Annotated in this window: 16 protein-coding genes and 4 pseudogenes; 9 read left to right on the top strand and 11 right to left on the bottom strand. The window is 69.8% G+C overall.

Features of this window, described 5'->3' with window-relative positions:
• Positions 1-68 precede the first annotated feature (68 nt).
• A complete protein-coding gene (locus ACWCP8_RS07910; RefSeq protein ID WP_352263556.1) occupies positions 69-239 on the top strand; it encodes a PAS domain-containing protein in 171 nt (56 codons plus the stop codon).
• Positions 240-480: 241 nt separating this feature from the next.
• Here ACWCP8_RS07910 and ACWCP8_RS07905 read toward each other — a convergent pair whose 3' ends face one another.
• Positions 481-744, bottom strand: coding sequence for a hypothetical protein (locus tag ACWCP8_RS07905; RefSeq protein ID WP_352263555.1), 264 nt, complete (start codon positions 742-744; stop codon positions 481-483).
• Between the two features lie 618 nt (positions 745-1362).
• Between ACWCP8_RS07905 and ACWCP8_RS07900 the strand changes: the two genes are divergently transcribed.
• Positions 1363-2367 (top strand): NADPH:quinone reductase, encoded by a 1005-nt coding sequence (locus ACWCP8_RS07900; protein WP_451114833.1) that lies wholly within the window; start codon positions 1363-1365, stop codon positions 2365-2367.
• 74 nt (positions 2368-2441) lie between these two features.
• On the opposite strand, the gene ACWCP8_RS07895 is transcribed toward ACWCP8_RS07900, so the two are convergent.
• From ACWCP8_RS07895 to ACWCP8_RS07885, 3 genes are all read right to left on the bottom strand, one after another.
• A complete protein-coding gene (locus tag ACWCP8_RS07895) occupies positions 2442-4409 on the bottom strand; it encodes a SpoIIE family protein phosphatase (protein ID WP_451114831.1) in 1968 nt (655 codons plus the stop codon).
• Positions 4410-4825: 416 nt separating this feature from the next.
• Entirely contained in the window at positions 4826-5281 is a 456-nt protein-coding gene (locus tag ACWCP8_RS07890) for a recombinase family protein (RefSeq protein WP_451114920.1), read from the bottom strand.
• A 234-nt stretch (positions 5282-5515) separates the two neighbouring features.
• Positions 5516-6511, bottom strand: a complete 996-nt coding sequence (locus ACWCP8_RS07885) for an aldo/keto reductase (protein ID WP_352263550.1) — start codon at positions 6509-6511, stop codon at positions 5516-5518.
• 126 nt (positions 6512-6637) lie between these two features.
• Here ACWCP8_RS07885 and ACWCP8_RS07880 point away from each other — a divergent pair.
• Positions 6638-7497, top strand: a pseudogene (locus ACWCP8_RS07880) (helix-turn-helix transcriptional regulator).
• Positions 7498-7747: 250 nt separating this feature from the next.
• Positions 7748-8041, top strand: a pseudogene (locus ACWCP8_RS07875) (transposase); the annotation flags it as partial.
• 137 nt (positions 8042-8178) lie between these two features.
• Here the strand turns inward: ACWCP8_RS07875 and ACWCP8_RS07870 are convergent.
• Positions 8179-8871: an SDR family oxidoreductase gene (locus ACWCP8_RS07870; RefSeq protein WP_451114829.1), complete on the bottom strand. Its 693-nt coding sequence runs from the start codon at positions 8869-8871 to the stop codon at positions 8179-8181.
• A gap of 71 nt (positions 8872-8942) precedes the next feature.
• Between ACWCP8_RS07870 and ACWCP8_RS07865 the strand changes: the two genes are divergently transcribed.
• From ACWCP8_RS07865 to ACWCP8_RS07855, 3 genes and pseudogenes are all read left to right on the top strand, one after another.
• Complete coding sequence (locus tag ACWCP8_RS07865; RefSeq protein ID WP_451114827.1) at positions 8943-9779, top strand: helix-turn-helix transcriptional regulator; 837 nt, start codon at positions 8943-8945, stop codon at positions 9777-9779.
• 62 nt (positions 9780-9841) lie between these two features.
• Positions 9842-9967 (top strand): hypothetical protein, encoded by a 126-nt coding sequence (locus ACWCP8_RS07860; protein WP_352263794.1) that lies wholly within the window; start codon positions 9842-9844, stop codon positions 9965-9967.
• Between the two features lie 129 nt (positions 9968-10096).
• Positions 10097-10615: pseudogene (locus tag ACWCP8_RS07855) on the top strand (phosphotransferase); the annotation flags it as partial.
• A gap of 45 nt (positions 10616-10660) precedes the next feature.
• On the opposite strand, the pseudogene ACWCP8_RS07850 reads toward ACWCP8_RS07855, so the two are convergent.
• From ACWCP8_RS07850 to ACWCP8_RS07840, 3 genes and pseudogenes are all read right to left on the bottom strand, one after another.
• Positions 10661-10864, bottom strand: a pseudogene (locus ACWCP8_RS07850) (IS256 family transposase); the annotation flags it as partial.
• A gap of 73 nt (positions 10865-10937) precedes the next feature.
• Complete coding sequence (locus ACWCP8_RS07845; RefSeq protein ID WP_382840028.1) at positions 10938-11426, bottom strand: hemerythrin domain-containing protein; 489 nt, start codon at positions 11424-11426, stop codon at positions 10938-10940.
• A gap of 471 nt (positions 11427-11897) precedes the next feature.
• Positions 11898-13118, bottom strand: coding sequence for a chitinase (locus ACWCP8_RS07840; RefSeq protein ID WP_352263542.1), 1221 nt, complete (start codon positions 13116-13118; stop codon positions 11898-11900).
• Between the two features lie 617 nt (positions 13119-13735).
• Here ACWCP8_RS07840 and ACWCP8_RS07835 point away from each other — a divergent pair.
• Entirely contained in the window at positions 13736-17017 is a 3282-nt protein-coding gene (locus tag ACWCP8_RS07835) for a GH92 family glycosyl hydrolase (protein ID WP_451114824.1), read from the top strand.
• Between the two features lie 128 nt (positions 17018-17145).
• On the opposite strand, the gene ACWCP8_RS07830 is transcribed toward ACWCP8_RS07835, so the two are convergent.
• From ACWCP8_RS07830 to ACWCP8_RS07820, 3 genes are all read right to left on the bottom strand, one after another.
• Positions 17146-17658, bottom strand: coding sequence for a DinB family protein (locus ACWCP8_RS07830; protein ID WP_451114822.1), 513 nt, complete (start codon positions 17656-17658; stop codon positions 17146-17148).
• Positions 17659-17866: 208 nt separating this feature from the next.
• Positions 17867-22459 carry an HAD-IC family P-type ATPase gene (locus tag ACWCP8_RS07825; RefSeq protein ID WP_451114820.1) on the bottom strand — a complete coding sequence of 1531 codons (4593 nt, stop codon included), beginning with the start codon at positions 22457-22459 and terminating at the stop codon, positions 17867-17869.
• A 97-nt stretch (positions 22460-22556) separates the two neighbouring features.
• Positions 22557-23096 carry a hypothetical protein gene (locus ACWCP8_RS07820; RefSeq protein ID WP_352263536.1) on the bottom strand — a complete coding sequence of 180 codons (540 nt, stop codon included), beginning with the start codon at positions 23094-23096 and terminating at the stop codon, positions 22557-22559.
• A gap of 492 nt (positions 23097-23588) precedes the next feature.
• Between ACWCP8_RS07820 and ACWCP8_RS07815 the strand changes: the two genes are divergently transcribed.
• Positions 23589-23936 carry a hypothetical protein gene (locus ACWCP8_RS07815; protein WP_356004771.1) on the top strand — a complete coding sequence of 116 codons (348 nt, stop codon included), beginning with the start codon at positions 23589-23591 and terminating at the stop codon, positions 23934-23936.
• Positions 23937-24765 lie beyond the last annotated feature (829 nt).

The raw sequence follows: 24765 nt of genomic DNA, 5'->3' as shown, positions 1-24765 counted from the left end.
GTTCTATGGCGATCGGCCCGCATCCGTCCGTGCTCCGAGATCAGATCCACCCGAGGAGATGATCACCGGTGACCGACACCTTCCGAGGCATCCTCAGGAAGCCACAGAACACCCTTGAGGCAACCAATTCCGCAATCGCGATGGTTGACGCCGAGGGGCAGGTGGTCGGTTGGACGATCGCAGCGCAGCGGCTTGTCGGTTACTCGGCCAGGGAGGTGGTGGGCCTGCCCGGTTCGTGACGTGATTGATCTCGGTGTGGATCCGGGTGATCTCGGCGGCCAGGTCGCCCTTGGCACCGGCGCGCAGCGCTCCCTGGGCGGTGGTGCAGGTGTGGATGGGCACGTCGACTCCTGAGATGTGAGAGCTGTGGGCGTGCCCCCAAGGCATCGGGCGGCACGATTGCGTTGGGGATGGTCCGTGTGGAGGAGGCACCCCACGGGGCGATGGCTGGTGGCGGGGCTCTCGTGGTGTGTGGGGTGATCAGTTGCTGTGGCCGGTGAGGGTCTTGAGGTCGGTGACGATGTAGGCGAGATCGAAGTGGAATCCCTTGTGTCGTCCAGGACGGACATGACCAGCTCGTGGACGGCCGGCTTGTCGTGGCGACATACGACAGCAGCGACGGCAACAGCGCTGTTCCTGGATGGCCAGGGGCATGGTAGGCAGCACGCCGGAGAGCCCGTTGAGGTAAATCTCGTTCTGGTAGTCACCGAACGGCTCCTGAAACTCCAGATCCATCCCGATCACGCCCCTCACCTCATCGGCCCCGGACCATCCCGGACCCAGTACTTTCCACGGCACGAGGGGGATGAGACGGCGTCCAGGTCAAAAGCGCATGAATCAACACCAAGAGATTGTTACCGACACACAATGATCCGCTGGACGAGTGCGGGCTGCGATGTTGCAGCGCTGGATGTCAACGGTCACGTGCCCACTCGGTCGGCGGTGGGAGACCATCGGACACAGTGCGCTGATCCGCTCGTCGGCGGAGGCGTGCACGAAGTGCCAGGGCCTCGAAGGCGTCACCGCTCTCGGCGAGCGCCCGTTCGACCTCCTCGGACGTACGGTCCAGGACCAAGCAGAGGACCTCGCAGACGAGTGCGTCGCGGACGGGGAAGTTGCGTACGCCGTGGCGCTGCCGACGCCCGCCCGGCGGGCGATCTCATCGAACGCCACGTCGGTGCCGAACTCGACGAGCAAGTCCCGGGCGGCCCTCGACGCCTTCCCCGATCCGGTCTCCGGCGTCCTGGCGCATTGCGGCCGCGGCGACTCCAGCGGAGCCTACGTTCCCGGCCCGTGCCGCCGCCCCCGGGGGCGGCGGCACGGGCCGGGAAGAATCCGGCTTGGCCGGACCTTGTGCAGATCATGAAAGCAATCGTGTACACGGAAGGCGGCGGCCCTGAGGTGCTGCGCCTGACCGAGCGTCCCCTGCCGGAGCCCGGACCGGGCGAGGTGCGGGTACGGGTCAAGGTGTCCGGGGTGAACCCGACGGACTGGAAATCGCGCACGGCCGGGCCGCAGGATGAGGGCGAGCAGGTGCCCAACCAGGACGGCGCCGGACTGGTCGACGCGGTCGGGGAGGGTGTCGACCCGGCCAGGACCGGGCAGCGCGTCTGGATCTGGGAAGCCGCCTGGCAGCGCCCGGACGGCACAGCACAGGAGTACGTGGTGCTCCCCGATGAACAGGCCGTACCGCTGCCAGACAACGCCTCCCTCGACCTCGGCGCGAGCATCCCCATCCCCGCGATGACGGCCCACCGCGCCCTCGCCGTGCGGGACGGAGACCCGGCCCGGCTCGGCCCCGGCGCGCTCCGCGGCCGTACGGTGCTGGTCGCCGGCGGCGCGGGCGCGGTCGGCAACATGGCGATCCAGCTGGCGCGCTGGGCGGGGGCGACCGTGGTGGCCACCGTCAGCAGTCCCTTCAAGGCGCGTCTGGCCGAGGCCGCCGGCGCACACCACGTCGTCGACTACAAGGCCGAGGACGCGGCGGCGGCGATCCGCCGGGTGGCCCCGGACGGTGTCGACATCGTCGTGGAGGTCGCCATGGCAGCGAACGCGCGGCTCGCCGTCTCGGTGACCGCCCAGAACGCCGTCGTCGCGTACTACGACGACGGCGGTGCCGAGGTGACACTGCCCCGCTGGGAGACCTTCTTCGGCAACCTGCGCTTCCAGGGCGTGCTCGTCTACACCATGCCGACCGAGGCCAAGCGGGATGCCGTCGCCGCCATCACCGCCGCCCTCGCCGACGGGGCGCTGCGCGTGGGCGAGGAGGCGGGCCTGCCGCTGCACCGCTTCCCGCTGGAACGCACCGCGGACGCGCACACCGCGGTCGAGAAGGGAGCGGTGGGCAAGGTCCTCATCGACGTGTAAGCCCAGCGCCGCCGTTGCGCTTGTTCATCCTCTGAGTCCTCCGCCCGGTTGCGTTACGGCAGCGGCGGGCGCCGTCATGTGCGTCGGATGACCAGCACGGCCACGTCGTCGAGGTGGTCCACCGCGACCGCGGCGTCGAGGATGCGGTCGGCGGTCTCCTCGGCGTTCAGTCCGTCATGGACGGCCGCGCCGGCCAGTGTTCCGGCTCGCTCCAGTCCGGCTTCCAACGTGAGGCCCGGTCCTTCGACCACGCCGTCGGTGACCATGACCAGCGCACTGCCCCCGTCCAGGGTGAAGGTCTCCTCGAGGTACTCGGTGTCGGGCACGACTCCCAGGACCGGCCCGCCCGGCAGCTCGCGGATGCTGTGGCTGCCGTCCTTGCGCACGCACAGCAGCGGCACGTGGCCCGCGCTGGTGCCGGTGACCCGTCCGTCGTGTGGATCGATATGCAGGATGGTGCAGCTGGCGAATCGCGCGGGGTCCATCGTGACGAGCAGCTCGTTGGTGCGCGTCAGCACGGTTGCGGGATCCGGTTCGCGGGAGGCGATCGCGCGCATGGACAAGCGCACCTGTCCCATGAAGGCGGCGGCGTCCACGTCGTGCCCCTCAACGTCGCCGATCTCCAGGGCGACCGCGCCGTCGGGCATCACGAAGGCGTCGTACCAGTCTCCGCCGATGTCCAGCCCGTCCCGGCTTGGCCGATAGCGGGCGGCGACCTCCAGGCCCGCGAGGTGCTCGGGCAGCCTGGGGAGCATGGTCTGCTGCAGCGCCGTGGCCAGCTCGACTCGTGCCTGCTGCAACCTGATGCGCCGCAGTGCCTGGCCTGCCAGGTCGGCCAGCGTACCCATGAGGGTCCGCTCATCCAGGGACGGCCGGTATCCGCTGCGGTACGTCATCTCCCACGCTCCGAGTGCCAGATTGCCGCTCTCGCTGAGGGGCGTGATGGAGATGGTGTAGTCGGAGCCGAGCCGGGCGAGCCACGGCAAAGATGCCCCGTGCGGCCAGCGGCGGATGTAGTCCTCCTGGTCGGGGACGAACTGCGGCTTGCCGGTGCGGATCGCCTCGGGCAGCGGGCTCGGATGGTCCAGCGACATACCGTGCAAGACCTGCGCCTCCCGCATGGATATCCCGGCATCGGTGGACACACGCAGCCGGCCGTCGTCGACGAGTGCGAACAGGACGCCGGTGGCGCCGAAGGTCGCGGCGAGCCGGGTCAGGACGACCTGCTGCAGCTCCTGAACCGTGGTTGCGGCGATCAAGGCGGAGGAGAAGTCGGCGATCTCTTTCGCACGCTGCCGCTCGGCAGCCAGCGCGGCCTGCGCTTTCTCCCTGCGCTTCTCCAGCTTGGTGTCGTCGCGAACCACCCCGAAGATCCGCTCGGGGCCGCCGTACCCCAACTGGATCCGACGGGTCTGAGCGGCCAGTCGGTGCCAGCCGTCGTGCTGGGTGAGGCACCGATACCTCACCCAGGGGGACTGGGCGGGGGCCGAGCGCAGGAGCCGCCGAAAGGCCTCCCGGTCGTCGGGGTGCACTGCCGAGATCAGGCTGGAAAGCGGCACAGTGAGATCCGGGTAGAGCGCAACCAGGGCGGGCAGGCCACCGAGCCACTCCAGCTGGTGCTCATCGGGCGAATACATCCACAGGCCGAGGTCGGCGGCCGTGGTGGCCAGCCGGAACGGGATCACAAGGCTAGCCAGATCGTTCCGCGCATCCAGGGCGTGCACCCAGACCAGCTGCTCGTCACCGGCGGGATCCCTCACCGGCCGCGCCTCGATCAAGCAGGCAACGGACACTCCGCCCGAGCCGGGGAAGTCCAGCACCCGCATCGCGACCGTCTTCGTCCTGGCGGCGTGGACCACGAGACTCTCGGCCGACATCCGCTGGCTTGCGGGCCACAGATCACCGAAGTCACGTCCCAGACAATGCTCCGCCGTCCTGCCCAGCGCTGTGGCCATCGCAGCATTGAGGTTGCGGATGGCACCGTCCAGCGTCAGAAGAGCCGCCGGGTCAGTCCTACGAAGGAGTTCGTCCGAGGCGTCCATCTGTGGCTCCCTGGCGCATACCAAAACAGCCTGTTCATTAATTTTCGCGCATTTTGGCGCGATGTCTTGGGTAGCGCGTCCAGCACCGCACACGACCGCTCCCAGGACCGGCTGAACGCCGACGCCATGCCCATGGACACGATGAACGACGCGACGGCAAAGACCGTGCGCTGAGTCCCCGGAGTCACTGACGACAGCTCGGGGCTCACCGAACGGCAGCGCCGGGCCATCGAGGTGGTCCAGGATTCGGGAGCTCGACCGCGGTGTACGCCTCCTGGACCAGCTCGTCGAGGCCCGGCGGGTCGTCTTCATGCGTCCACCTGTGGAATGCCGTGCGGAACAGGACCAGGGCGACCTCGACCTGGGCGTGTGCTGCGAAGGCTGATCTTGAGCGTGGCCGGTCCCCTGATCCGGGTTTACGGGTTCGATGCGGTGGCCTCGTCGTGCTCGCGCAGCATCCGCATGACGGTCGCGGGCGAGGGGTGCTGTCCCTTCTTCGTGCCCGTGGTGATGACGAGCCGGGCGGCGATGTCGCGCAGGCTCATCTCCTGCTCGCGCAGGTGGAGGGCCATGGAAAGCATGTGGTCGTCGGTGACGCCCGCGCCGCCGATGGTCTTGCCGCGCTTGCGGGCGGACTCGTGGCCTTCGAGCGTGCGGTCGCGGATGTACTCGCGTTCCATGCCGGACAGAGCCGCCGGCACGGTGAACACGACGCCGGAGGGGTCGTGCGAGCCCTGGAGCTCACCGGTGAGGAACTGAAGGCCGACGTCACTGGCCTTCAGCTCTTCGGCCGGCGTCGCCAGTTCGATGCCGCGGCCGAGTCGCTTGTGCTCGTGGACGGCAAGCGTGACCCGGACGCCGGAGGCGCGCAGTTCGCCGACGACCTTGAGCCTTGTCCAGCTCGGGCCGCGGGGTGGCGCGGGTGGAGATCTTCTCGGAGAAGATCCGGGCCACGCCCGCCTCGGTCAACGAGTCGGGCTCGGAGCCCGGGGAAGCCCGACCGGCTCGGTGCCGGCACCCGCGGGCCGGGGCAGCTCGGTCCAGATGTCTCCGGGCTGTGCCCACATAGGCGCGGGCCGCGGTAGCCAGCCGCCGGAGAGCCGGGTTCAGTTCCCCACGCCGAGACTGGACATGAACGCGGACGGGTATCGGTCGCCGTGTGCCGCGCCCGGCGGCACCGCCTTCTCGATCTCGGCGAGGTCGTCCGCAGTGAGGTTCAGCTCCATCGCGGGCAGCGCTTCAGCGAGCCGCTCGCGAGTGCGAGCGCCGACCAGTGGCACGATGTCCTCGCCCTGTGCAGCCACCCAGGCGATGGCCAGCTGGGCGACGGTGCACCCCTTCGCCTCGGCGACCCGGCGCAGAGCCGCCACGAGGGCGAGGTTGTGTTCGACGTTTCCACTGGAGAATCGGGGACTGTGGCTGCGACTGTCGCCGGGGTCGGCGCTGTGCCCGGCCGTCCAGTGCCCGGAGAGGAGGCCGCGGCTGAGGACGCCGTACGCGGTCAGCCCGATGCCGAGCTTCCGCAGCGTAGGCAGAATGTCCGCCTCCACCGCGCGGGAGATCAGCGAGTACTCGATCTGCAGGTCGGCGACCGGGTGCACGGCGTGCGCCCGGCGGATCGTCGCCGCATCGACCTCGGAGAGGCCGATCTGCCGCACGTAGCCGGCGTCGATCATCTCCTTGATCGCGCCCACCGTCTCCTCGATGGGTACCGCCGGGTCCAGCCGGGCGGGACGGTAGATGTCGATGTGGTCGGTGCCCAGCCGGGTCAGCGAGTAGGCCAGGAAGTTCTTCACCGCCTCGGGACGGCTGTCATGGCCGCCGAACTGCGGGCCCGGCCCCCGCAGCATGCCGAACTTGACGCTCAGCTGGTAGCTGTCCCGGTCCCGGCCGCGCAGCGCCTCGGCGAGCAGCAACTCGTTGTGGCCCATGGCGTAGAAGTCGCCGGTGTCGATCAGCGTGACGCCGGCCTCCAGCGCGGCGTGCACGGTGGCGATGCTCTCCGCGCGGTCGGCCGCGCCGTAGGCGCCCGACATGCTCATCGCGCCCAGGCCCAGCGCGGAGACGGCCGGGCCGGTGCTGCCCAGGGTTCGTATCTGCATCGAGTTCTCCTTCGTCGTCGATCTGCCACCCACCTTGCGCCCGCACCGCGACGTACGGGAGCGGAGCGTTCATCATGGGAGAGCCGCTCCCTGGATCGGCTGGCCCCCGCGAGGGACCATGGGGCCATGCAGCGTGACCAGCTCGCCGACTTCCTGCGCCGCCGCCGCGAGGCCATCCGCCCGGCCGAGGTCGGCATCGCCGACGGCCCCCGCCGCCGCACCACCGGCCTGCGCCGGGAAGAGGTGGCCATGCTCGCCGGGGTGTCGGTGGACTACGTTGTACGCCTCGAGCAGGGCCGCAGCAGTCGGCCCTCGACCCAGCTGCTCGGGGCGCTGGCCCGGGCGTTGCGCCTCTCCGACGACGAGCGCGACCACCTGTTCCACTTGGCCGGCCACCGGCCCCCACCGGCCGACGGGTGGCCCGCCTGGCCCGCGCCGGCCTGATACGCATGCTCGACCTGCTCGGCGACACCCCAGCCCTGGTGCTGTCCGACCTGGGCGAGGTCCTCGCCCAGAACCGGGCCGCCCTCCTGCTCACGGGCGACCACACCGGTTTCTCCGGCGATCGCCGCTACGTCGCATACCGCTGGTTCACCGACCCCGCAGCCCGGGCCGTCTGCCCGCCCGAGGAGCAGGAGTACCACGCCCGCCAGCTCGTAGCCGACCTGCGCGCGGCCGCCGGCCGCCGGTCCGGCGACCCCACGGTCGCCGGGCTCGTCGACCGGTTGCAGGCCGCGAGCGCCGACTTCCGCCGGCTCTGGGCCGAGCACGAGGTGGCGGTCCGGCGCGCCGACCGCAAGACCTTCCTGCACCCGAGGGTGGGTCGCCTGCTGATGGACTGCGAGACCCTGGTCACTCCCGACCAGGGGCAGCAACTGCTGGTACTCACCCCGGCGGACGCCGAGGCCCGCGAGCAGCTGAAGCTGCTGCAGGTACTCGGCATCGAGGAATTTCCCACGGGGGTAACGGACACGCCCATACGGTGAAACGGCCGACCCACGGGGCACCGGCTGGGTATTCGGCGGTCCGGTCGGCGGACTGGCCGTCCCCGAACAGCAGGATTGCTGGGCGGCGGACTCGTGGGTCCGCGTCAGCCGGAACCGGAGGCCGCCAAGGCATCGACCGCGTGGCCGGCTCGGCGGCGGCCAGTGATCCGGCCACCGCCCGACGCCTGTGGACCAGCTCCGAGGAACCGACCGGCACCACCTTCCCCGAACCCGCCGTGGCAGCGCCTGTCGCGGCAGGTACTTCAAGCCCCAGCGCCTGCACGCGGACAAGGCCTACAACGTCCCCCACCTGCGGAAATGGCTGCGGGGCAAACGCATCGGCGTGCGCATCGCCCGCAAAGGCATCGAGTCCAGCGAACGATCAGGACGCCGACGATGGGTCATCGAGCGGACACTGTGCCTGGCTGACCGGCTACCGCAGACCCAATCACCGCTACGAACGCTATCCCGCAACTACCTGGGCTTTCCCGGCCTCGCCGCCGCCCTCTGCTGCTACAGACGCTTCCTCGAACTCACCACATAGGACACCGTCTGAGCAGTCAGGTGGCGGAGATCGAGTGGCAGCACAACGAGACGACGTCCGGCGCGTCGGCTATGCGCCCGGTGGCGGCTGAACTCTCCCGGGCGTCTGCGCGCTCACCACGGCACGGGTGTTCCGTCTCAGGAGAAGAATGCGCCGGTGGGGCCTTCGTCCGGCAGGAGGGTCAGTCGGACGGCTCCCCTGGCGGCGTCGGCCGGGTCCCCGTCGGCAGTGGCCGCCAGGGGGTTGAGGTCGGTGGCTCGCAGGCCGGGGGCGAGCGCGTTGACCTTGAAACCCTCCTCGGCAAGCGTTTGGGCGTAGAAGACGGTCAAGGCGTTGAGTGCGGCCTTCGACGATCGATAGGCGGCGGCGCCACCGTTTCCGGGGGTGAACTGAGGGTTGAGAATCGTGCTCCAGGTTAGCGATCCGGTGCCACTTGAGATGTTGACGATGCGGGGGTGGGGCGATCGGCGCAGGGCAGGCAGGAAGGCATTGGTAACCTCGACGACCGCGAACACGTTGGTTTCGTACGTGCGGCGGAATTCCTCGACAGCGGCTTCGGTCGGTGGGGTGAGCGAGACCGAGATGCCCGCGTTGTTGACCAGGACGTCCAGGCGGCCCACCTGCGCCGCGGCCTCGGTGATGCTGTGGGTGTCCGTCACGTCGAGGACCAGCAGGCGGGCGTCGCCGCCGATCTCCTCGACGGCCCGCTGCCCGCGCCCGACGTCGCGGGAACCCACGTACACGGTGAAGCCCTCTGCGACGAGTTGGCCGGCGATGTGCTTGCCAATACCTTTGTTGGCACCGGTGACCAGTGCTGTGCGATCGTTCATGACGCCTACGGTTCCCTGGCCGTGACCGTTCTGCCAGGGACAACCTGTACCAGGCAGCTGAAGGAGGCAGCATGGCGCGCGAGGAGCTGGCCCGCTTCCTGCGGGAACGCCGTGAGGGGCTGCGCCCGCACGAGATCGGCCTGCCGACGAGTACCCCTCGCCGCATACCGGGCCTGCGACGCGAAGAGGTGGCAGAGCTGGCCCACATGTCAGTCGACTACTACACACGACTCGAGCAGGCCCGCGGGCCCCGACCGTCGCCCCGGATCCTGGACGCGCTGGCCCAGACCCTGCGGCTCACCCCGGCCGAACGCAGCCACCTGTTCCGCCTGGCCGGATCATCCGCGCCGCCCGGCACCAACGCCGTGCAGCGGGTGCGCCCGCAGGTGGCCCGGATGCTGCGGCGACTGCCGGAGACCGGCGCGATCGTCACCGACGCGGCCTATGGCGTCGTCGCCTGGAACCCCCTCGCGCAGGCTCTGCTGGGCGATGACATCGGACGCGGGACGACAAACCTGGCCCAGCGCCGCTTCCTCGGTAAGGGGAGCATGTACGAGAGCTCCAGCGCAGAGGAATTCGGGCACATTGTGGTGGCGCGGCTGCGCCGGGCCGCAACCCGATACCCGCACGACGCGCAGCTCGCCGATCTGCTGACCGAACTGCACTCCGGCAGCGAGGAGTTCCGGCAGATCTGGGAGACTCGCCCCGTCCACGCTCCCGGGCACCGCACCAAGACCCTCGGCCACCCGGCGGCGGGCAAACTGCGGTTGAACTGCGACGTGCTGCTCGTCCCCGAGGACGACCAGGAAGTCGTCCTGATGACGGCGGATCCCGGATCGCCTTCCGCGCGGACCCTGCGCAGGCTCGCCGCAGGGGCAGCCCGAAGCAATGGGTGGCCTGACGCATAGACGGTCTCATTGACCGGCAACTCGCCTGGGTTTCGTGATCATTCGTACGGGATGATGGCGGTATGCATGGTGGGGATGGGCTGTTCGAGGTCGAGCAGGTCGAAAAGAAGCAGGCGCAGGGCCGTCCGGCGGCGGTGGACAAAACGTTTCGGGCGTTCGACCCGCACCAGGTCCTGCTGCTGCGATGACCGCCACCACCCGTTCGCCATCCTGCTGCTCGTGCTGCTGCCGCTGGTGCCCCGTGGCGGGCGGGCTCTCTGCCGGCTGGGCCTTCGAAGCCTGGCGCGCCGACTCCGGCAGGCGTCGCAGCGAGATGACCGAGGGCCTGGAGCCCGGAGGCGTGGACTACGCCCGAGCGGGTATCTCTGCCCGGAGCCACCGAGCGGCCCGAGCTGTGGCAGTGGGTCGTGGACGTCATTCGACGTGAGCCGCCCGACTACCTGCCCTGTTTCCTGCACCGGGACTTCCACCCCGGCAACGTCCTCTTCGAAGGCACCGGCGGCGACCTGCGGATCAGCGGCATCGTCGACTGGGTGGAGACCTCTTGAGGTCAGGCCGACCTGGACGTGACCCACTGCTCGACCGCGCCGGCTCTGCTGCACGGTGTCCCTGCGGGCATGAGCCTGGTCGACCGATACGCCGCAGCAGGATGGGCTTTGACCGAAGATCAGCCCGCACATCCGTACTGGCGATCGATGGACGCCTTGGCCTTCGCTCCGGACGCTGAGAAGGTTGCCGTCCCCTGGCGTGAACTGGGCTGTGCTGGTCTGCCCCCGACCATGCTGACGAATAGGTTGGAGGACTACCTCCAGGCCCTCTTCCCCCGATACGCGTAATCCAGCTCGGCCCCGGCCGACCGGAACCGCAGGCCAATGGGCGCATCAAGCTGCGAGTTCTCCGGAGCGTTCGACCACCTTGCCGTGTTCGAAGACGGCCCCAGCACGGGCCAATGGCACGAGGTGAGCGCCGTTGACCGCTCGCCGGCGGGCTTGGGCGGACTTGACCGACTCCAAGACCATCGTCAGTCCGGCGGCGCGGGAGCCGGCGCCCCTGGTCACCTTCGTGCGCAGGCGGACGGTGGCGATGCGAAGGTCGACCACTGATCCCGTCGCCGCCCCAGGAGCAGGCCTGTGTCCTCCGCGATCCAGTGGGGGCCGGTCATGGCGTCCGGACGTCTGGGTGCGCCTCGCGCCAGGCGGCCATCGCACGATCCCAGTCGTCGCCGGCCAGCGTCGTGAGCGAGGCGGGGAACAGGCCGTCCTCCTCCTTGGCGATGTGACGGTGCAGTTCGTCCACGGCGTCGAGGAACCTTTGACGGTCGTCCCTGTCGCCGAGATCTGCCGTCTCCAGAAACCGGTCCAGGTCGCGGTGTTCGCGCTCCAGGTCCTCGATGTACCGCGTGTACTCGTCGTCCTTGCGCATCACCGCGAAGAGGCCATTTTCCTCGCCCCGCCAGTGCGCCCGCAGCACCGTGGCCATGTCCCGCAGCAGCCCCTGGGCGGCGGCGATGTCGCCCCGTTTCAGGGCCCGTACAGCGCCCCCCGCCAGATCGGTCGCGCTCTCGTGCTCGGCGATGAAGTCCTTGATGAGGGAAATCTCGCGGCAACCGCAGTAATGGCACACCTCGGAACCTCCAGGATCGGACATCGCGCGCCTCCCGCCGCCAACCGCGGCAAGGCGGCGCAGCGTGACGGCCACCCCTGAGGCCTCATGCGACGACCATAGGTGCGCCCGTGCCCGCCCGCCCGGGGCGAGCGTCCGGACGGGTGGACACACTCCTTGGCGTCCCTCTGTGCTGATGTCCGGCCCCGGCACAGCGTTGATGCAGCACGTCCACAATCCCGCTTTCTCCCCGGAGCCCGGTTCCTGTGCCGTTCCGGCAGGGCCGGGGTGTGACAGGACTTCTGACACTCGTGCTCACAGCAACACTCCACGGTTTTGCCGGTGGCGGTGAGCAGGTCGAGGCAGGTCCGCTCGACGGGCTCACCGGGCGTCTTGCAGCGCAGACGGTAGGCAACTTGTTGTCGGTGATGGCCTGGGGCCGGCCACCGTGCTCGCGGCCCAGGAGTCGTCCCGGGCCGGCGCGCGGGCGCCGGCCCGGGCCGGACGGATGTCGGGTCAGCAGGCGCCGAGGTCCTGCCAGACTCCCCATTCGCCTGTGGTGCCGGGCGTCTCGTTCTGCGTCCACCACTTGGCCTTCCACGTGCGGCCTCCGTACGAGACGGTGTTACCGGCCGTGTAGACGGCGCTGCTGCTCCACGCGGCCGCGGTGCAGGTGCCGCCCGGAGGGGTGGTGGTCGGAGGGGTGGTCGTAGGCGGGGTGACGCCGGCGAACTTCACCGAGTACTTCGCGAAGTCCCAGTCCGACTGGGCCACGCTGCTGCACGTGCCGGAGGTCTGGCCGTTGTTGTCGGGCGGGGTGCACTGGCGGTCGCGGTTGAGGGACCAGAACGTGAAGCGGTCCATGTGGTGGCTGGTGGCGTAGTCCAGCACGGTCTGGAAGTCGGCCTGGCTGAAGTACTCCCCGGTGTCGCTGCGGCCGTTCATTCCGGAGAAGCCTTCGTGCGCGTACGCAGTCGCGACGTCCCAGCCGAAGGTGGACTGCAGGATGGAGTTGAAGTTCGTCAGGGCGCTCGTCTGTGCGGCCGCCCCGTTGAACCCGCCGTCGAAGGGCATGATGGAGAAGTTGTTCGGCGTGAAGCCCTGCGACTTGGCCTCGTTGAGCATTTGCTTGCCGAACCAGCCGGTACCGTCGGCGGTTCCCGCGGTGGTGACCGAGACGTAGAGGCCCGGGTTGTTCTGCTGGAGGATCTTGGCTGCGCCGATCTCGTGGGCGATGGCGGCCGTGTTCTCGTACTCCGGCTCCTCCAGGTCGAAGTCGATGGCCTTCAGCTGGTACTTGGTGATGACCTGTTGGTAGGCGGCCGCGGTGGATGCCGCGTCGGAGCACGTCTGGCCGAGCTTGGTACCCCCGTACCCGCCGATGGAGACCGACACGTCACCGCCCTTGGCGCGGATCGCGCTGATCACGGATGCCACGGCGGTGTCCGACGAGACCGGCGACGTACCGTCCCAAGTCGGGCTGCATCCGCCCCCGTTGGGGGCGAGGACGAACGCGAGCTGGAACGCCTTGAGGCCGGTGGCGTCCATGATGGCGCCCGCGTCCGGAGGATTGTTGTCGTGCGGCATCAGATAGGGCGCGGCGGCGTACCACCGGTTACTGAGCGCGGTGGCGTCGGTGGGCGCACCCGAAGCCTGCTGCGCGGCGAAGGCAGCGAGTCCTGCGGTGGCCAGCGCGGCGGTGGCGGCACCACAGAGCAGAGCGCGAAGACGCTTCATGGGGACTCCTGTTGGGAGAAGGTGCCGCCAGAATCGAGGGTTGACGCAGGCACGTCAATGAGTTGGCCTAGACCATTGCGGTTTCTTGAAGATTGACGCACCGGGGAGGCGGACACCAAGGGTGCGGCCTGCAGAGCGGCGGGCCTGGCCATGGTGTTCAAGCAGGTCGAGTTCACGCAGACTCGCCGGCGAGCGGTGAGTGCACCCCATCTCGCCGCCTCGTCCGCGGCGCAGCACGCTTCGAACGCGGACACCTCGTCAAACGCCCCAAGGCTCGCACAACCTGGCCCCGCGACGATGGGAAACCCGTCCCACCGACAACCGCAGCCTTCCTCGATGACGCGTGGGGGCAGACCCGCTCCGGCGACCACGGCTCACGCCCGGCGCGGTCCGGACTGACAGAGTCCGGGATCCTTGACACCCCGGAGCGGCAGGAGGAGCATCCTCACGTCGCTGACAACGTTGTCGGAGCGACGCCGTTCCGGAGTGGTCACGGCGCCCCCGCTCCCACCGCGTTGACCGTCCGTCACACATGAAGGGCAGGAACGGTGTCAGACACGCGCACCCGTCGGACGCACACCGGGCTCCGAGCTATCAGCTCCGTCGCGGTGACCGCCATGGCCACGCTGGGTATGGCTGCCACAGCCGCCCCCGCCTCGGCGGCTTCCCCGCACGGCACCGTCAAGGATCCGGCGTCGTACGTCAACCCGCTGATCGGCACGTCCAACGCGGGCAACACCTATCCGGGCGCCGTCCAGCCGTTCGGCATGCTGGCCTGGAGCCCACAGAACTCGAAGGGCAAGCAGGTCTCGACACCCGCTCCCGGCGGCTACCAGTACGACGCAACGAAGGTACGCGGCTTCAGCCTCACCCATCTCAACGGCGTCGGATGTTCCGGTGCGAACGGCGACATCCCGATCATGCCGTACGTGGGTGACGTCGACTCCTCGCCCACCACGGACGTCACCGATGCGAAGTATGCCAGCGCCTTCTCGCACGCCGATGAGACCGCCTCACCCGGCTACTACAAAGTCGGCCTGGCCAGTGGCGCGTCCGCGGCGCTCACCACGACCGCCCGGACCGGCTCAGGGCAGTTCGGCTTCCCGGCGGACAAGCCCGCCAGCATGCTCTTCCGCACCTCCAACTCGGAGAGCGGCAGCACGGGCGCCACCGTGAAGATCAACACGGCCGACCGGACCGTGACCGGCTCCGTCACCGCGGGCAACTTCTGCGGTCCGCAGAGCGCGAACAACCGCAAGCACCTCTACACGCTGTACTTCACCGCCCACTTCGACAAAGCGTTCGCGAAGGTCGGCACCTGGACGGACGGCGCGGTCGAGCCCGGCTCCACCTCGGCCTCCGGCGGTACGGGGTACAGCTCGTCCGGCAAGGCCGTGGAGGGCAAGGGCTCCGGCGCGTACATCACCTTCGCCGACGGAACCACCGAGGTCGAGGCCAAGGTTGCCGTCTCCTATGTCAGCCCACAGAACGCCGAGGCCAACCTCCGAGCGGAGAACGGGCCCCACAAGAGCTTCGACTCCGTCAGGACGCAGGCCGCCAAGGTCTGGAACAGCACCCTGAAGTCGGTCGAGGTGAGTGGCGGCACCGACGCCCGGCGCTCCACCTTCTACACCGCGCTCTACCACTCCATGCTGGAACCCACCCTGACCAGCGACGTGGACGGCCGCTATCTCGGCGCCGACCGCAAGCCGCACCGGCTCGCCCAGGGGCAGAAGGCGCAGTACGGCACGTTCTCCGGATGGGACCAGTACCGCGCGCAGGTGCAGCTGATGACGTTGCTCAACCCGAGGGCAGGCAGTGACTACGCGCAGTCCCTCTACAACTACGCGAGTCAGCGCGGCGGCGAGTGGGACCGCTGGCTGCTGGAGAACGGCAAGACGAGCGTGATGTCGGGAGACCCCTCGGACGCGGCTCTCGCCGGCATCTATGCCTTCGGCGGTCATGACTTCGACGTCGAGGGCGCGTTGAAGTCGCTGGTCGAGGCAGCGACCGTGCCGACGGCGAACGACTCGGACAGTTCGGGCTGCAACGTCGAGTGCGTGGGCCAGCGGCCCGCGCTCGACAAGTATCTGGAACTCGGGTACGTACCGGCGGACAACTGCCACTGCTGGGGAGGCGCAGCCGAGACGCTGGAGGACGCTGCGGCCGACTACGGCCTGTCCGAGCTGTCCCGGCAGACCGGGAAGACCGCCGACGCGAAGAAGTTCCTGGACCGTTCGGGGAACTGGACGAACGTCTTCGACGCCAACGCCACCCCGCAGGGCGGTTACATCCGCGACCGCAAGGCCGACGGCACCTGGGTGGGCACCTTCACGCCGGGCACCGGCAGCGGCTTCGTCGAGGGGTCCAGCGCGCGGTACACCTGGATGGTGTACTCGGACGTGGCGGGCCTCGCCAGTGCGATGGGCGGGAACGACCAGGCGCTGAAGCGGCTCGACGCCTTCTTCCGTACACCGGACGGGAAGTTCGACTTCTCGGCGCAGGACCCCACGCGTTACGACGCGACCAACGAGCCGGACATCAACGCCCCCTATCTGTACGACTACTTGGGGGCTCCGTACAAGACACAGGAGACGGTCCGCGCGGAGATGGACCAGCTGTGGAGCGACACCCCGGGCGGCATCCCCGGTAACGACGACGTGGGAACCATGTCGTCCTGGTACGTCTTCTCGGCGCTGGGCATGTACCCGCAGAACCCGAGCCGCGCCGATCTGATCCTCTCCGCTCCGCTGTTCCCGCACGCGGTGGTGCACACCGGGCACGGGAAGACGATCACGATCAACGCACCTGCCGCGTCTGCGGAGAACATGTACATCCACGGCCTGAAGGTCGATGGCAGGACGGCCGGCAAGCCGTGGGTTCCCGCCTCGCTCGTCGCCCGTGGCGGCACCCTGGACTTCGCCCTCGGCGCGACCGCGGACACCTCCTGGGGAAGCGCGGCGACCGACGCCCCGCCGTCCTTCCCCGGCGGCGGCGTGAAGTACTTCACCGGCGCCACGCCTGAGCAGCTGAAGGTCGAGCCCGGGTCGGGCAGCGCGGAGACGACCGTCAAGGTACAGACCCTCGAGACACAGGCCACCAACGTCCACTGGACGGCGAAGCCGCCGGCCGGTGTCACCGTCACGCCCGCGGAGGGCGACTTCACGGTTCCGGCACGCGGTTCGGTGAGCGCGAAGCTCACCGTATCGGCCGCGGCGGACACGGCCGAGGGTCACTACACGGTCCCGGTGACGCTGAGGTCGTCCGTCGGCGATGAACTCCCGAGGACGTCGGCCGCGGTGACCGTCGCCGGGAAGAACAGCATGCTGTGGAACCGCAACAGCACCGGTGTCTCCACCGACGACGACAATCCGCAGGCCAACTTCGACGGTGAGGGCTGGAGTTACTCGGCCAAGGCACTCGCGGCGGCGGGCGTGACGCCGGGCGGGACGGTCTCGTCCGGCGGCTTCGACTTCGGCTGGCCCAAGGTGGGCGTGGGCGACCCGGACAACATCGAGGTCGCGGGAGACAGCCCGCAGGTGCTGAACGTCGCGTCGGCGCCGGGAGACACGAAGCTCAGCCTGCTGGGCAGCGCGGCCGAGGGCTCGGCCAGCGGCCGGGCGACGCTGACGTACACCGACGGCACCACGCAGCAGGCGGAGATCGGCTTCAGCGACTGGACGCTGGGTGGCGGCACGCAGAATCCGTCGTTCGGCAACACGGTCGCGGTCCACACCACGTACCGCGATGTGCAGGGCGGCGGTAAGGACCCGGTGGGTACCGAGATCTTCGCCACCGCCCCGATCACGCTCCAGGCGGGTAAGCAGCTGGCGAGCGTGACCTTGCCGTCCACCACGGACGGCGGCGTGATCCACATCTTCGCGGTGGCCACCGCCTGACACACATGGTCGGAACGGGCCGTCGCGGCAGGGACACCGTCCTTGCCGCGACGGCCCGTTCGCCGTTCGGCTACCGGTCTGCCTGTGAGAGTGCAATCCGCGAAGGGGCCATGCAGTCGCTCCGGAGATCAGACGCCGGTGCTGCCGTCGATTCGCTCGCGGATGAAGTCGGCGTGCCCGTTGTGCCGGGCGTATTCAGCGGTCATGTGCGTGTAGATCCACCGCAGGCTCACCTCGCCGCCCATGAACGGGCTGGTGTCCTCCAGCCGCCGAGTGGCGCAGTTGGCGCGGGCGTGGGCGATCTCGTCCTGCCAGGTGGCCCGGGCCGTCTCGAAAGAGATGTTGTCGGAGAGGCCGAATCCGTCGTCGCGGCCGTCAGGGTCGGCCTGCGGACTGTGGATGGCCGGCACGTCCTCGCCCGTCAGCACGCGGCGGAACCAGTTCCGTTCGACTTCGGCCATGTGCTGGACGAGCCCCAGCAGCGTCAGCGGCGAAGGAGGCACGGAGGCGGTCCGCAGCTGCTCCTCGGTGAGGCCGTCGCACTTCATGGCCAAGGTGGTCCGGTAGAAGTCGAGCCAGCTCTCCAGATTCGTACGCTCGTCGGCGTTCAGGGGCGGCATCGGCCGTTCAGTGGTCGTCATGATCGCAGATCATGTCAGCGCGGTCCGACATCGCCTCCCTGCCCGCTGGCGCAAGAGCTCAGCGCTGCCAGGTAATGCAACTCATCCGCCGAATGAGGACCTCAGGAACACCAACGTGCCTCCACGAACTTGCGCGGAGCGGCCCTGGTACGCAAACAGCATGGGCCGGGCCGAAGTCTGCGAGCGCAGTATTACCGCGCGCAGGGCGTCAGTGGACGAGCCGGACCATGGGACGCAGTCGTGAGGTGAGGTCGGCCAGCATCTGTTCGGCCTGTGGCAGTACGTGGGGGCCGAGGGAGGCGGTGCCGACGGCGACGGCCACCCCGGTCCAGGCCAGTGGGCCCAGCGGCGTGCACCCGAAGAAGTGGCTGACGACGGGTGTCTGGACGAGGGCGATGAGCACTGCGGCAGTGCCGAGGACCGTGGCCAGGACCAGTGGGCTGTGGCGGCGTCCGACGACGGTCTGCGTGAGTTGGGCGCCGACCACACCGCACAGGGCCATGGTGCTGGTGCGTCGTGCCGTGCCGGGGGTGAGGGTGCCGATGAGCCATGCGGTGGCCGCGCCGATACCGGTGATCAGGCCACGATGGCGGATCTGGCGTGTCAGCGGTTGCCCGAGGACGGCGAGGCCCACGGGTACGGTGTCTGCTGTGGTGGGCTCACCGGTGGGTTCCGGGTCGTGGGGGGTGACCGCGACCGCCATCGCCGGGAACATGTCGGTGAGCAGGTTGACCAGCAGCAGCTGACGTGTCGACAGCGGTGACGTGCCGGACAGCAATGTGCCCAGTACGGAGAAGCCGACCTCGCCGGCGTTCCCGCCGAGCAGGATGCTGATCGCGTCGGCCACGCTGCGCCATAGGGCTCGGCCTTCGCCGATGGCATCGATGAGAACCGACAGTTCGTCGTTCGTGATCACGAGGTCTGCGGCGTTGCGTGCGGCTGCCGATCCGCGTGCGGCGATACCGACCCCGACGTCGGCGGCGCGGATTGCGGCGGCGTCGTTGGCGCCGTCCCCCACCATGCCCACGACGCAACCCGCCTCCCGGAGTGCCTCGACAACCTGGAGCTTCTGCTCGGGTGCGACGCGGGCCACGACACCGCAGTCCCGGAGCAGGCGGGCTCGTCCCGCCCGGTCCAGTGAAGCCAACTCGTTGCCGGTGACGACCGTGACATCCGCGGGCCAGCCCAGGGCGATGGCCACGGCGCGAGCGGTCTGCGGGTGGTCGCCGGTGAGCATGACGGGGCGCACGCCGACCTCTCCGAGACCGGCCACGAGCGGGGCGGAGCTGGGGCGGGGGGTGTCGGCCAGTGCCACGAACCCGATGAGCTCCAGCAGTTCGAGGGGCTTGTCCAGCGCTTCCCTCGCCTCGTCGTCCGTCGCGAGACGGCGCTGGGCGACGGCCAGGAGCCGCAGACCCTGGCCGGCGAGGGAGAGTGCCTCTTCGACGGCTGCCGGATCCGTATCCGGGCAGCAGGGCAGCACGACTTCCGGCGCGCCCTTGACGACCAGCAAGTTCGCGCCGTCCGCGTCTCTTCCGGTGGCGGCGGCGTATCCCCGGCTCGCCTCGAAGGGCTGGGCCTGCACAGTGGTCCACCCTGTCTCGGGCGGGGCTGCCACCAGGACCGCCTCGTCGGTGGCATGGGCGTGGGCGCCCGGCTGCTCGGCGACGCGGGGGCAGGCCCGGGCGGCAATGCGGAGGATCTGTTTCGTCTCGGGGGTGTCGGCCGGCTGGTCGGCGCCTGTGCCGGTGACCAGGCGGACGACCCGCAACCGGTTCTCGGTGAGGGTCCCGGTCTTGTCGAAGCACATGGTGTCCACGCGTCCGAGAGCCTCCAGGCTGCGTGGTGTGCGTACCAGGACACCGAGCTTGCTCAGCCGCCGTGCCGCGGCCATCTGCGCGACGGTCGCGACCAGAGGCATGCCCTCGGGCACGGCGGCCACTGCGACTGCCAGCCCACCCTGGAGGGCTGTGCGCACCGGACGGCCGCGCAACAGCGACAGGCCGGCCACCGCGGCGCCGCCGGCGAGGGTGAGTGGCAGCACCCGACGGGTCAGCCGGTGCAGTCGTGCCTGAACCCCCGCCGAGGTGGGGACCCGGGCGGCGAGGGACGCCGCCCGGCCGGCCTCGGTCTGGTCGCCCGTGGCCACCACCACCGCCCGGGCGTGGCCGGCCACCACCGTGGTGCCTTCGAACACGATGCAGCTGCGGTCGGCGACGGGCGCCTGCGGTACGGCGGCCACTTGTTTGCAGGTGGGCAGTGACTCGCCCGTCAGCGAGGACTCGTCCACCTCGAAGCCACTGACCTCCAGCAGCCGCGCGTCGGCCGGCACCACATCGTTGGTGCGCAGCTCGATCGCGTCGCCGGGCGCCAGTCGCGCGGCCTCGACGACAGACGCTTCCCTTGCTGACGGGTGAGCGAGTCGCCGGGCGTTTTGCCGCTGCCCGGTCACCAGTGCGGACAGCGCACGCTCCGCGCGCAATCGCTGTACCCCGCCGACCAAGGCGTTCACCGCCACGGCGGCGATGACCAGGAACGCGTCCACCGCGGAGCCCAGCAGTGCCTGCGCGGTGGCACCGACCACCAGGACCGGGGTGAACGGGTCGTCCAGTTCGGCCCACACGGCGCCGGCGAGACGTGCGCTCACCCGCGCAGGCGCGAAGGCCGGGTGCGTGGCGGCGGCGCCCGCGAGGTCGCCGACCCGGGTCCGTACCACCGTCACGGCGGTGGGCGGGGTGCGCGATGCCTTCGCCAGCCGGGTCATGACCTGCTCGGGCTGCAGGGCGTGCCAAGGCACCCGCGGAGTGGGGTGGGGGGTCGTACCGGCGGCTACACCGAGTGCGGCGCACCAGCCCATGACCAGGGCCGCGGCAGCAGCGATATTGACGGGGCTGAGCCGCACTTCGAGGGGGAAGGGAACCCGCTGCGACCGGGCCCCCTGGGTGAGTACCAGGAGCTCGGAGAGCGTGGCGCCCGCCTCGGCGCAGAACTTGGCACGCCGGCTGACCGCCCGCGCTGCGGGTACGGCTGACAGCAGCCGCCATACGCCCTCGAGTCCGCGCAGGGGCAGAAGGTCGGCGCCCCAGACGACAGCGCTGCGCTCGTCGGTGACGGCGACGGCGATGTCGCTGCGGAGCAGTCCGTCGAGTACGTCGTGGGCGGTGGCAGACAACTCCCGTTCGGCTGCCGCCCGGTCGTGCGGCACGCGCGCCACCGTGAGAACCGTTCGGCCCTCGTTCTGCAGGGCAGCCACCACCTCGGCCAACGGGATCTCGGCAGAGGAGAGTTGGTCGGCCAGGGTCCCGAACTCGCCGAGCGAGCAGTCGTCCACCACCACGACATGCAGACCGGCTCGGCGCGCTGCGTCCAGCGCCGCTTCGGCCATCGGATCGACCTCCCAGCCGACCAGAACGGTACCGACATCCCTGCCGCGCACCGAAGCGATCATCAGTCCCGCGTCCGGCGCCGTCTCGTCGGGCACCGGGCGAAGGCCGATGCCCGACACCTCGGACGGCGTTGTCGCGTCCTCGGGCGCGCTCAGGGCTGCGGTGGTTTCCTGCCACAACCTGCGGTGATCCCAGCCGGCCATGCTGGGGTGGACCTCGAGCACGGTGCGCCGAGTGCTGTGCAGTGCTGCGGGGTGGAGGACCACGGTGTCCACGAGCTCCAGTTGGCGCAGCCGCTCGGGGTCGCGGACCAGCACGTCCTCGCGTGCCAGGGCACTGCCGAGGGCCGCGGTGAAGGCCGCCGGGCCGTAGCGTGCGGCCTTGGGCGAACCGGCGAGTACAGTCTCGGCCGCCTCGTCGATGCTGCGGGTGAACAGGAGCTTGGTGGCGGCGCCGCCCAGCATCCCGTTGACCGCGGCGGCGGCATATTCCTCGCCCGGGCTCGGACGCAGCGGCGGACGTACGACGTCGGTGTTGGCCACAGTCAGCCGATCCGGGGCGCACAGCGTGTCGTGTACGGCGTCGAACGTCGCGAGCTGAGCCAGGGATTCCACCAACTGGGCACTCCGCAGTGCCGCGTCGAGCAGCAGCGGACTCGGCGACTGTCCGATCCCGCAGACGGCCGCATGGGCCGCGGCCAGCACCAGATCGGACGCGTCCGGGCCCAGCGCACGGCTCAGCACCGCGCGTACCCGCGAGTCCTCACGCATCACGACGACCGCGGCCACCATGGCCTCCGGGGCACGCTTCAGAAAGGCTGCCCGTCCCGCGAGTGCTACGCCGATGCCCGCCGCGTCGCATGCCAGGGCGACCGCGTTGGCGCGCACGCTCCCAGCGGCGCCCGGGTGCACGTGTTCCAGCACCTGATCGCCGACGTGCACAAGCCCGTGTTCGGCGGCCAGTTCGGACACCGTGTCCGCCACCTCCCCGCTGACCGCGTCCTCGGTCGTCTGCACGACCAGCCGGCCCAGGCCGCCGTCCCAGTAGGCGATCAGCACGTCAGGGTGCTCGGCCAGCTCGAGGGCCACTTTTCGGGCGGTGGCCTCGAGTCGCTCCACGGTTCGAACGGGCGCGTCCGGGTGGTGCTGGAGTGCGAGGTGCATCCGTGATCCGGCGTGCCAGTATCCGACCTGAGGAGTGATCGCGTTGCGGGCGGCCCTGCCGACCCGCAGCGCGGTCGCCGACACCGCCGCCGCCCCGTCCACCGCGCCGCGCGCACCGGCGTTCACGAGCTCAGCGGCCATCCGCGCCGCATCTGCGGTCGGCGTGGCGATCCGGCGGGTGGCCTCGACCGGCACAGCCAAGGCGCTCTGGAGGGCCACGGCGGGCAGCCCGGTCAGCAAGCGGAGCAGCATGTCTCACCTTCGCAGGCTTGCCGCACGGGGCCGGGGGCGGACGGTCCGTGACAGGCGCCGGGCTCGGAACGGTCGTAACAGCGGATGGGAGGCGGCCTCAGGACTTCTTCCGCCCACCGGCCTTGGTGCGCGAGGTGCTCGTGGCGGCGCGCTTGGACGAGCGGGCCTTCGCCGTCCCGGAGGCGGTCGACGCCTTGGCCGGGCGGGTCTTGGCCTTACCCGAAGTGGCCGATGCTTTTTTGGCCGGGCGGGTCTTCGCCGCTCTCGTGGTGGTCTGCGCCTTGGCCGACCGGGCGGCCTGCTTCGCCTGCAAACCTTCTGTTCGGGCCTCGCCGACGGCCTGGTCCCCCGCGGCATCCGTCGGACGCGGCTGCGTGAGCCACACCACCGCGGCGCCCGTCACGGCCACCGGCCACTCGACCACACCGGCTACACCGAGCAGCCCGGCACCGGTGTACGCCGCGACACGCCGAGCATGCGGCGAGACGATCCCGACGGAGTCCAGAACACCGTCGACGATCCCCTTGACCCGATCCGCGCCGGGGACCCTGTCCACTGCTGTCATCACCCGCTGCATGGGGTGCGCCAGTGCCTCCTGGACGGGATGCTGCACCTTCGTGTCCCCTGAACCAGACACACGGGAACTGTCAGTCATGGTCGCTCTCTCTCCGTCGGGCAGGTGAGACGGACGGCCCGCGGCCGTGACGTCTCTCACCTTTCAGCAACCTTGACAAGATCATGCAATTCCGGCAAGCCTGGACATATCCACTTACCGCCAAGTGGGGTAACAGACGGTGGACGCCTCGACGCCATGGGCCCGGCCCTCCGGCTGCGACAAGTCCGAGAAGACCAGCCACCCGGTCCCGCGGGCGGGTCGCCACGGATCGCCGACCGACACCCGCGCGTGTCCTGGCCGCGAGGAGTTGAGGACATGAGCGCCCGTCCCGGCCCGGAGCCGACTTCTCGAAGGTTCGCCCACCGACACCGTCACCGCCGGACCGCGACCCCGGCGCCCGTCGACTGACCCGCCTCACGCTGCACTCTGCCTGATCGGCCGGACTGTTCGGCATGTGCAGTGGCAACCCAACGTGTTCTGCAGGTGCCAGAACCCCCAGTGGAGGCCCGTTTCATGCGCATCGAACTGACCTGGCCGCGCTCTGGCGCCGAAGACCGGACCCTCACCCTCGCGCTCCCCCACCTTCCCGCCACCGGTCTGCTCGGCCCAGCTCTGCGGTACACGAGCCGGCTGTGCACGCCTGTTGCTCTCCGGCGCGCCGTCGCCTGCGCGGAGCCCCTCATCGGAGCCGCAGCCCACGCCGCCGGCGCGGACGCATTCACCCGGGCAGCCCTGCCGTACGCCATCCGGCTCACCCGGCAAGCACTCGACAGCGGCACGCCCGCCGCCATCCCGAGCCAGACAGCGCGAGCCATCCCCTCCGGATCGCACTCGCCGACTCCCCCACCGCCTGCGCTCTGAGCGACGCAGCAGGAATTCACCCGCCTGCGCAAGTGCGTGATCGTCGACGCACCCAGGCCTCACGTGGAGCCTCATCGTTCAGCTGCAGGTGACGACCGTGGCGAAACCGCCGGACGGACACGGTCGCCGGTATTCGTGGTGGGCACAGTCTCCGCATGGGAACCCTGGCGTCCGAACTGGGCTGACACCCACGACGGAACGCGTGCCGAACAAATGTTCCATGAATGGGTGGCGCGGGTGAACCTGTCACTCGTACGGAGGGGTCGGACTGCCGCAGCCTCCTCGTCGATGTTCCCTGGTATCAGGCATCACGGGAGGACTCAACATGACGCCCATCAGCGGCGGTGCACGACAGCGGACGGTACGCCGCGCCGCGTGTACAGCCCTGCTGATCGCGTTGATGACGTTGATGCACGGAGTGTTCACCCCAGCCCCCGCACCTTTCTCCAAGCTCGGCCTCGATCACAGCAGCCGTACCCTTCACGCAAGTCCGACGGTCAGCGGCGCTGTCATCGACTCCGCGTCATCGGAGCTGTCCTGCCCACCGGCTCCCAGCCGTCACAGCGACGACCACAGATGGCGGTCCGGAACAACCTCGTTCGGCAAGCCGCGCCACACCCCATCTGCAACTACCGCGGTGGCGACCGATCCCACGTTCGGCGCAGAGCCCACACCAACTGGGCGCCGTGCATGCACGCCGGCGCCTGTGGGCAGAGCGGGCTCGGCTGATTCTCCAACAGGTCTCGTGCTGCGCTGCTGATCGGCTCCGGCCGCACATCTCTCGTACACGTCGTGCTCTGCCGCGAGCGGCACGCGAGATGCGGCCTGC

It is taken from the genome of Streptomyces sp. NPDC002206, from assembly GCF_053593595.1.
The sequence above is the reverse complement of the archived record's forward strand: the minus strand, read 5'-3'. Positions and strand labels throughout refer to the sequence as shown.

What these genes read in the sequence shown, in the direction of transcription:
- ACWCP8_RS07900 (WP_451114833.1), top strand. Translation starts at nt 1,363, where the DNA reads ATGAAAGCAATCGTGTACACGGAAGGCGGCGGCCCTGAGGTGCTGCGC.
- ACWCP8_RS07895 (WP_451114831.1), bottom strand. Translation starts at nt 4,409, where the DNA reads ATGGACGCCTCGGACGAACTCCTTCGTAGGACTGACCCGGCGGCTCTT.
- ACWCP8_RS07885 (WP_352263550.1), bottom strand. Translation starts at nt 6,511, where the DNA reads ATGCAGATACGAACCCTGGGCAGCACCGGCCCGGCCGTCTCCGCGCTG.
- ACWCP8_RS07870 (WP_451114829.1), bottom strand. Translation starts at nt 8,871, where the DNA reads ATGAACGATCGCACAGCACTGGTCACCGGTGCCAACAAAGGTATTGGC.
- ACWCP8_RS07865 (WP_451114827.1), top strand. Translation starts at nt 8,943, where the DNA reads ATGGCGCGCGAGGAGCTGGCCCGCTTCCTGCGGGAACGCCGTGAGGGG.
- ACWCP8_RS07860 (WP_352263794.1), top strand. Translation starts at nt 9,842, where the DNA reads ATGCATGGTGGGGATGGGCTGTTCGAGGTCGAGCAGGTCGAAAAGAAG.
- ACWCP8_RS07845 (WP_382840028.1), bottom strand. Translation starts at nt 11,426, where the DNA reads ATGTCCGATCCTGGAGGTTCCGAGGTGTGCCATTACTGCGGTTGCCGC.
- ACWCP8_RS07840 (WP_352263542.1), bottom strand. Translation starts at nt 13,118, where the DNA reads ATGAAGCGTCTTCGCGCTCTGCTCTGTGGTGCCGCCACCGCCGCGCTG.
- ACWCP8_RS07835 (WP_451114824.1), top strand. Translation starts at nt 13,736, where the DNA reads ATGGCCACGCTGGGTATGGCTGCCACAGCCGCCCCCGCCTCGGCGGCT.
- ACWCP8_RS07830 (WP_451114822.1), bottom strand. Translation starts at nt 17,658, where the DNA reads ATGACGACCACTGAACGGCCGATGCCGCCCCTGAACGCCGACGAGCGT.
- ACWCP8_RS07825 (WP_451114820.1), bottom strand. Translation starts at nt 22,459, where the DNA reads ATGCTGCTCCGCTTGCTGACCGGGCTGCCCGCCGTGGCCCTCCAGAGC.
- ACWCP8_RS07815 (WP_356004771.1), top strand. Translation starts at nt 23,589, where the DNA reads ATGCGCATCGAACTGACCTGGCCGCGCTCTGGCGCCGAAGACCGGACC.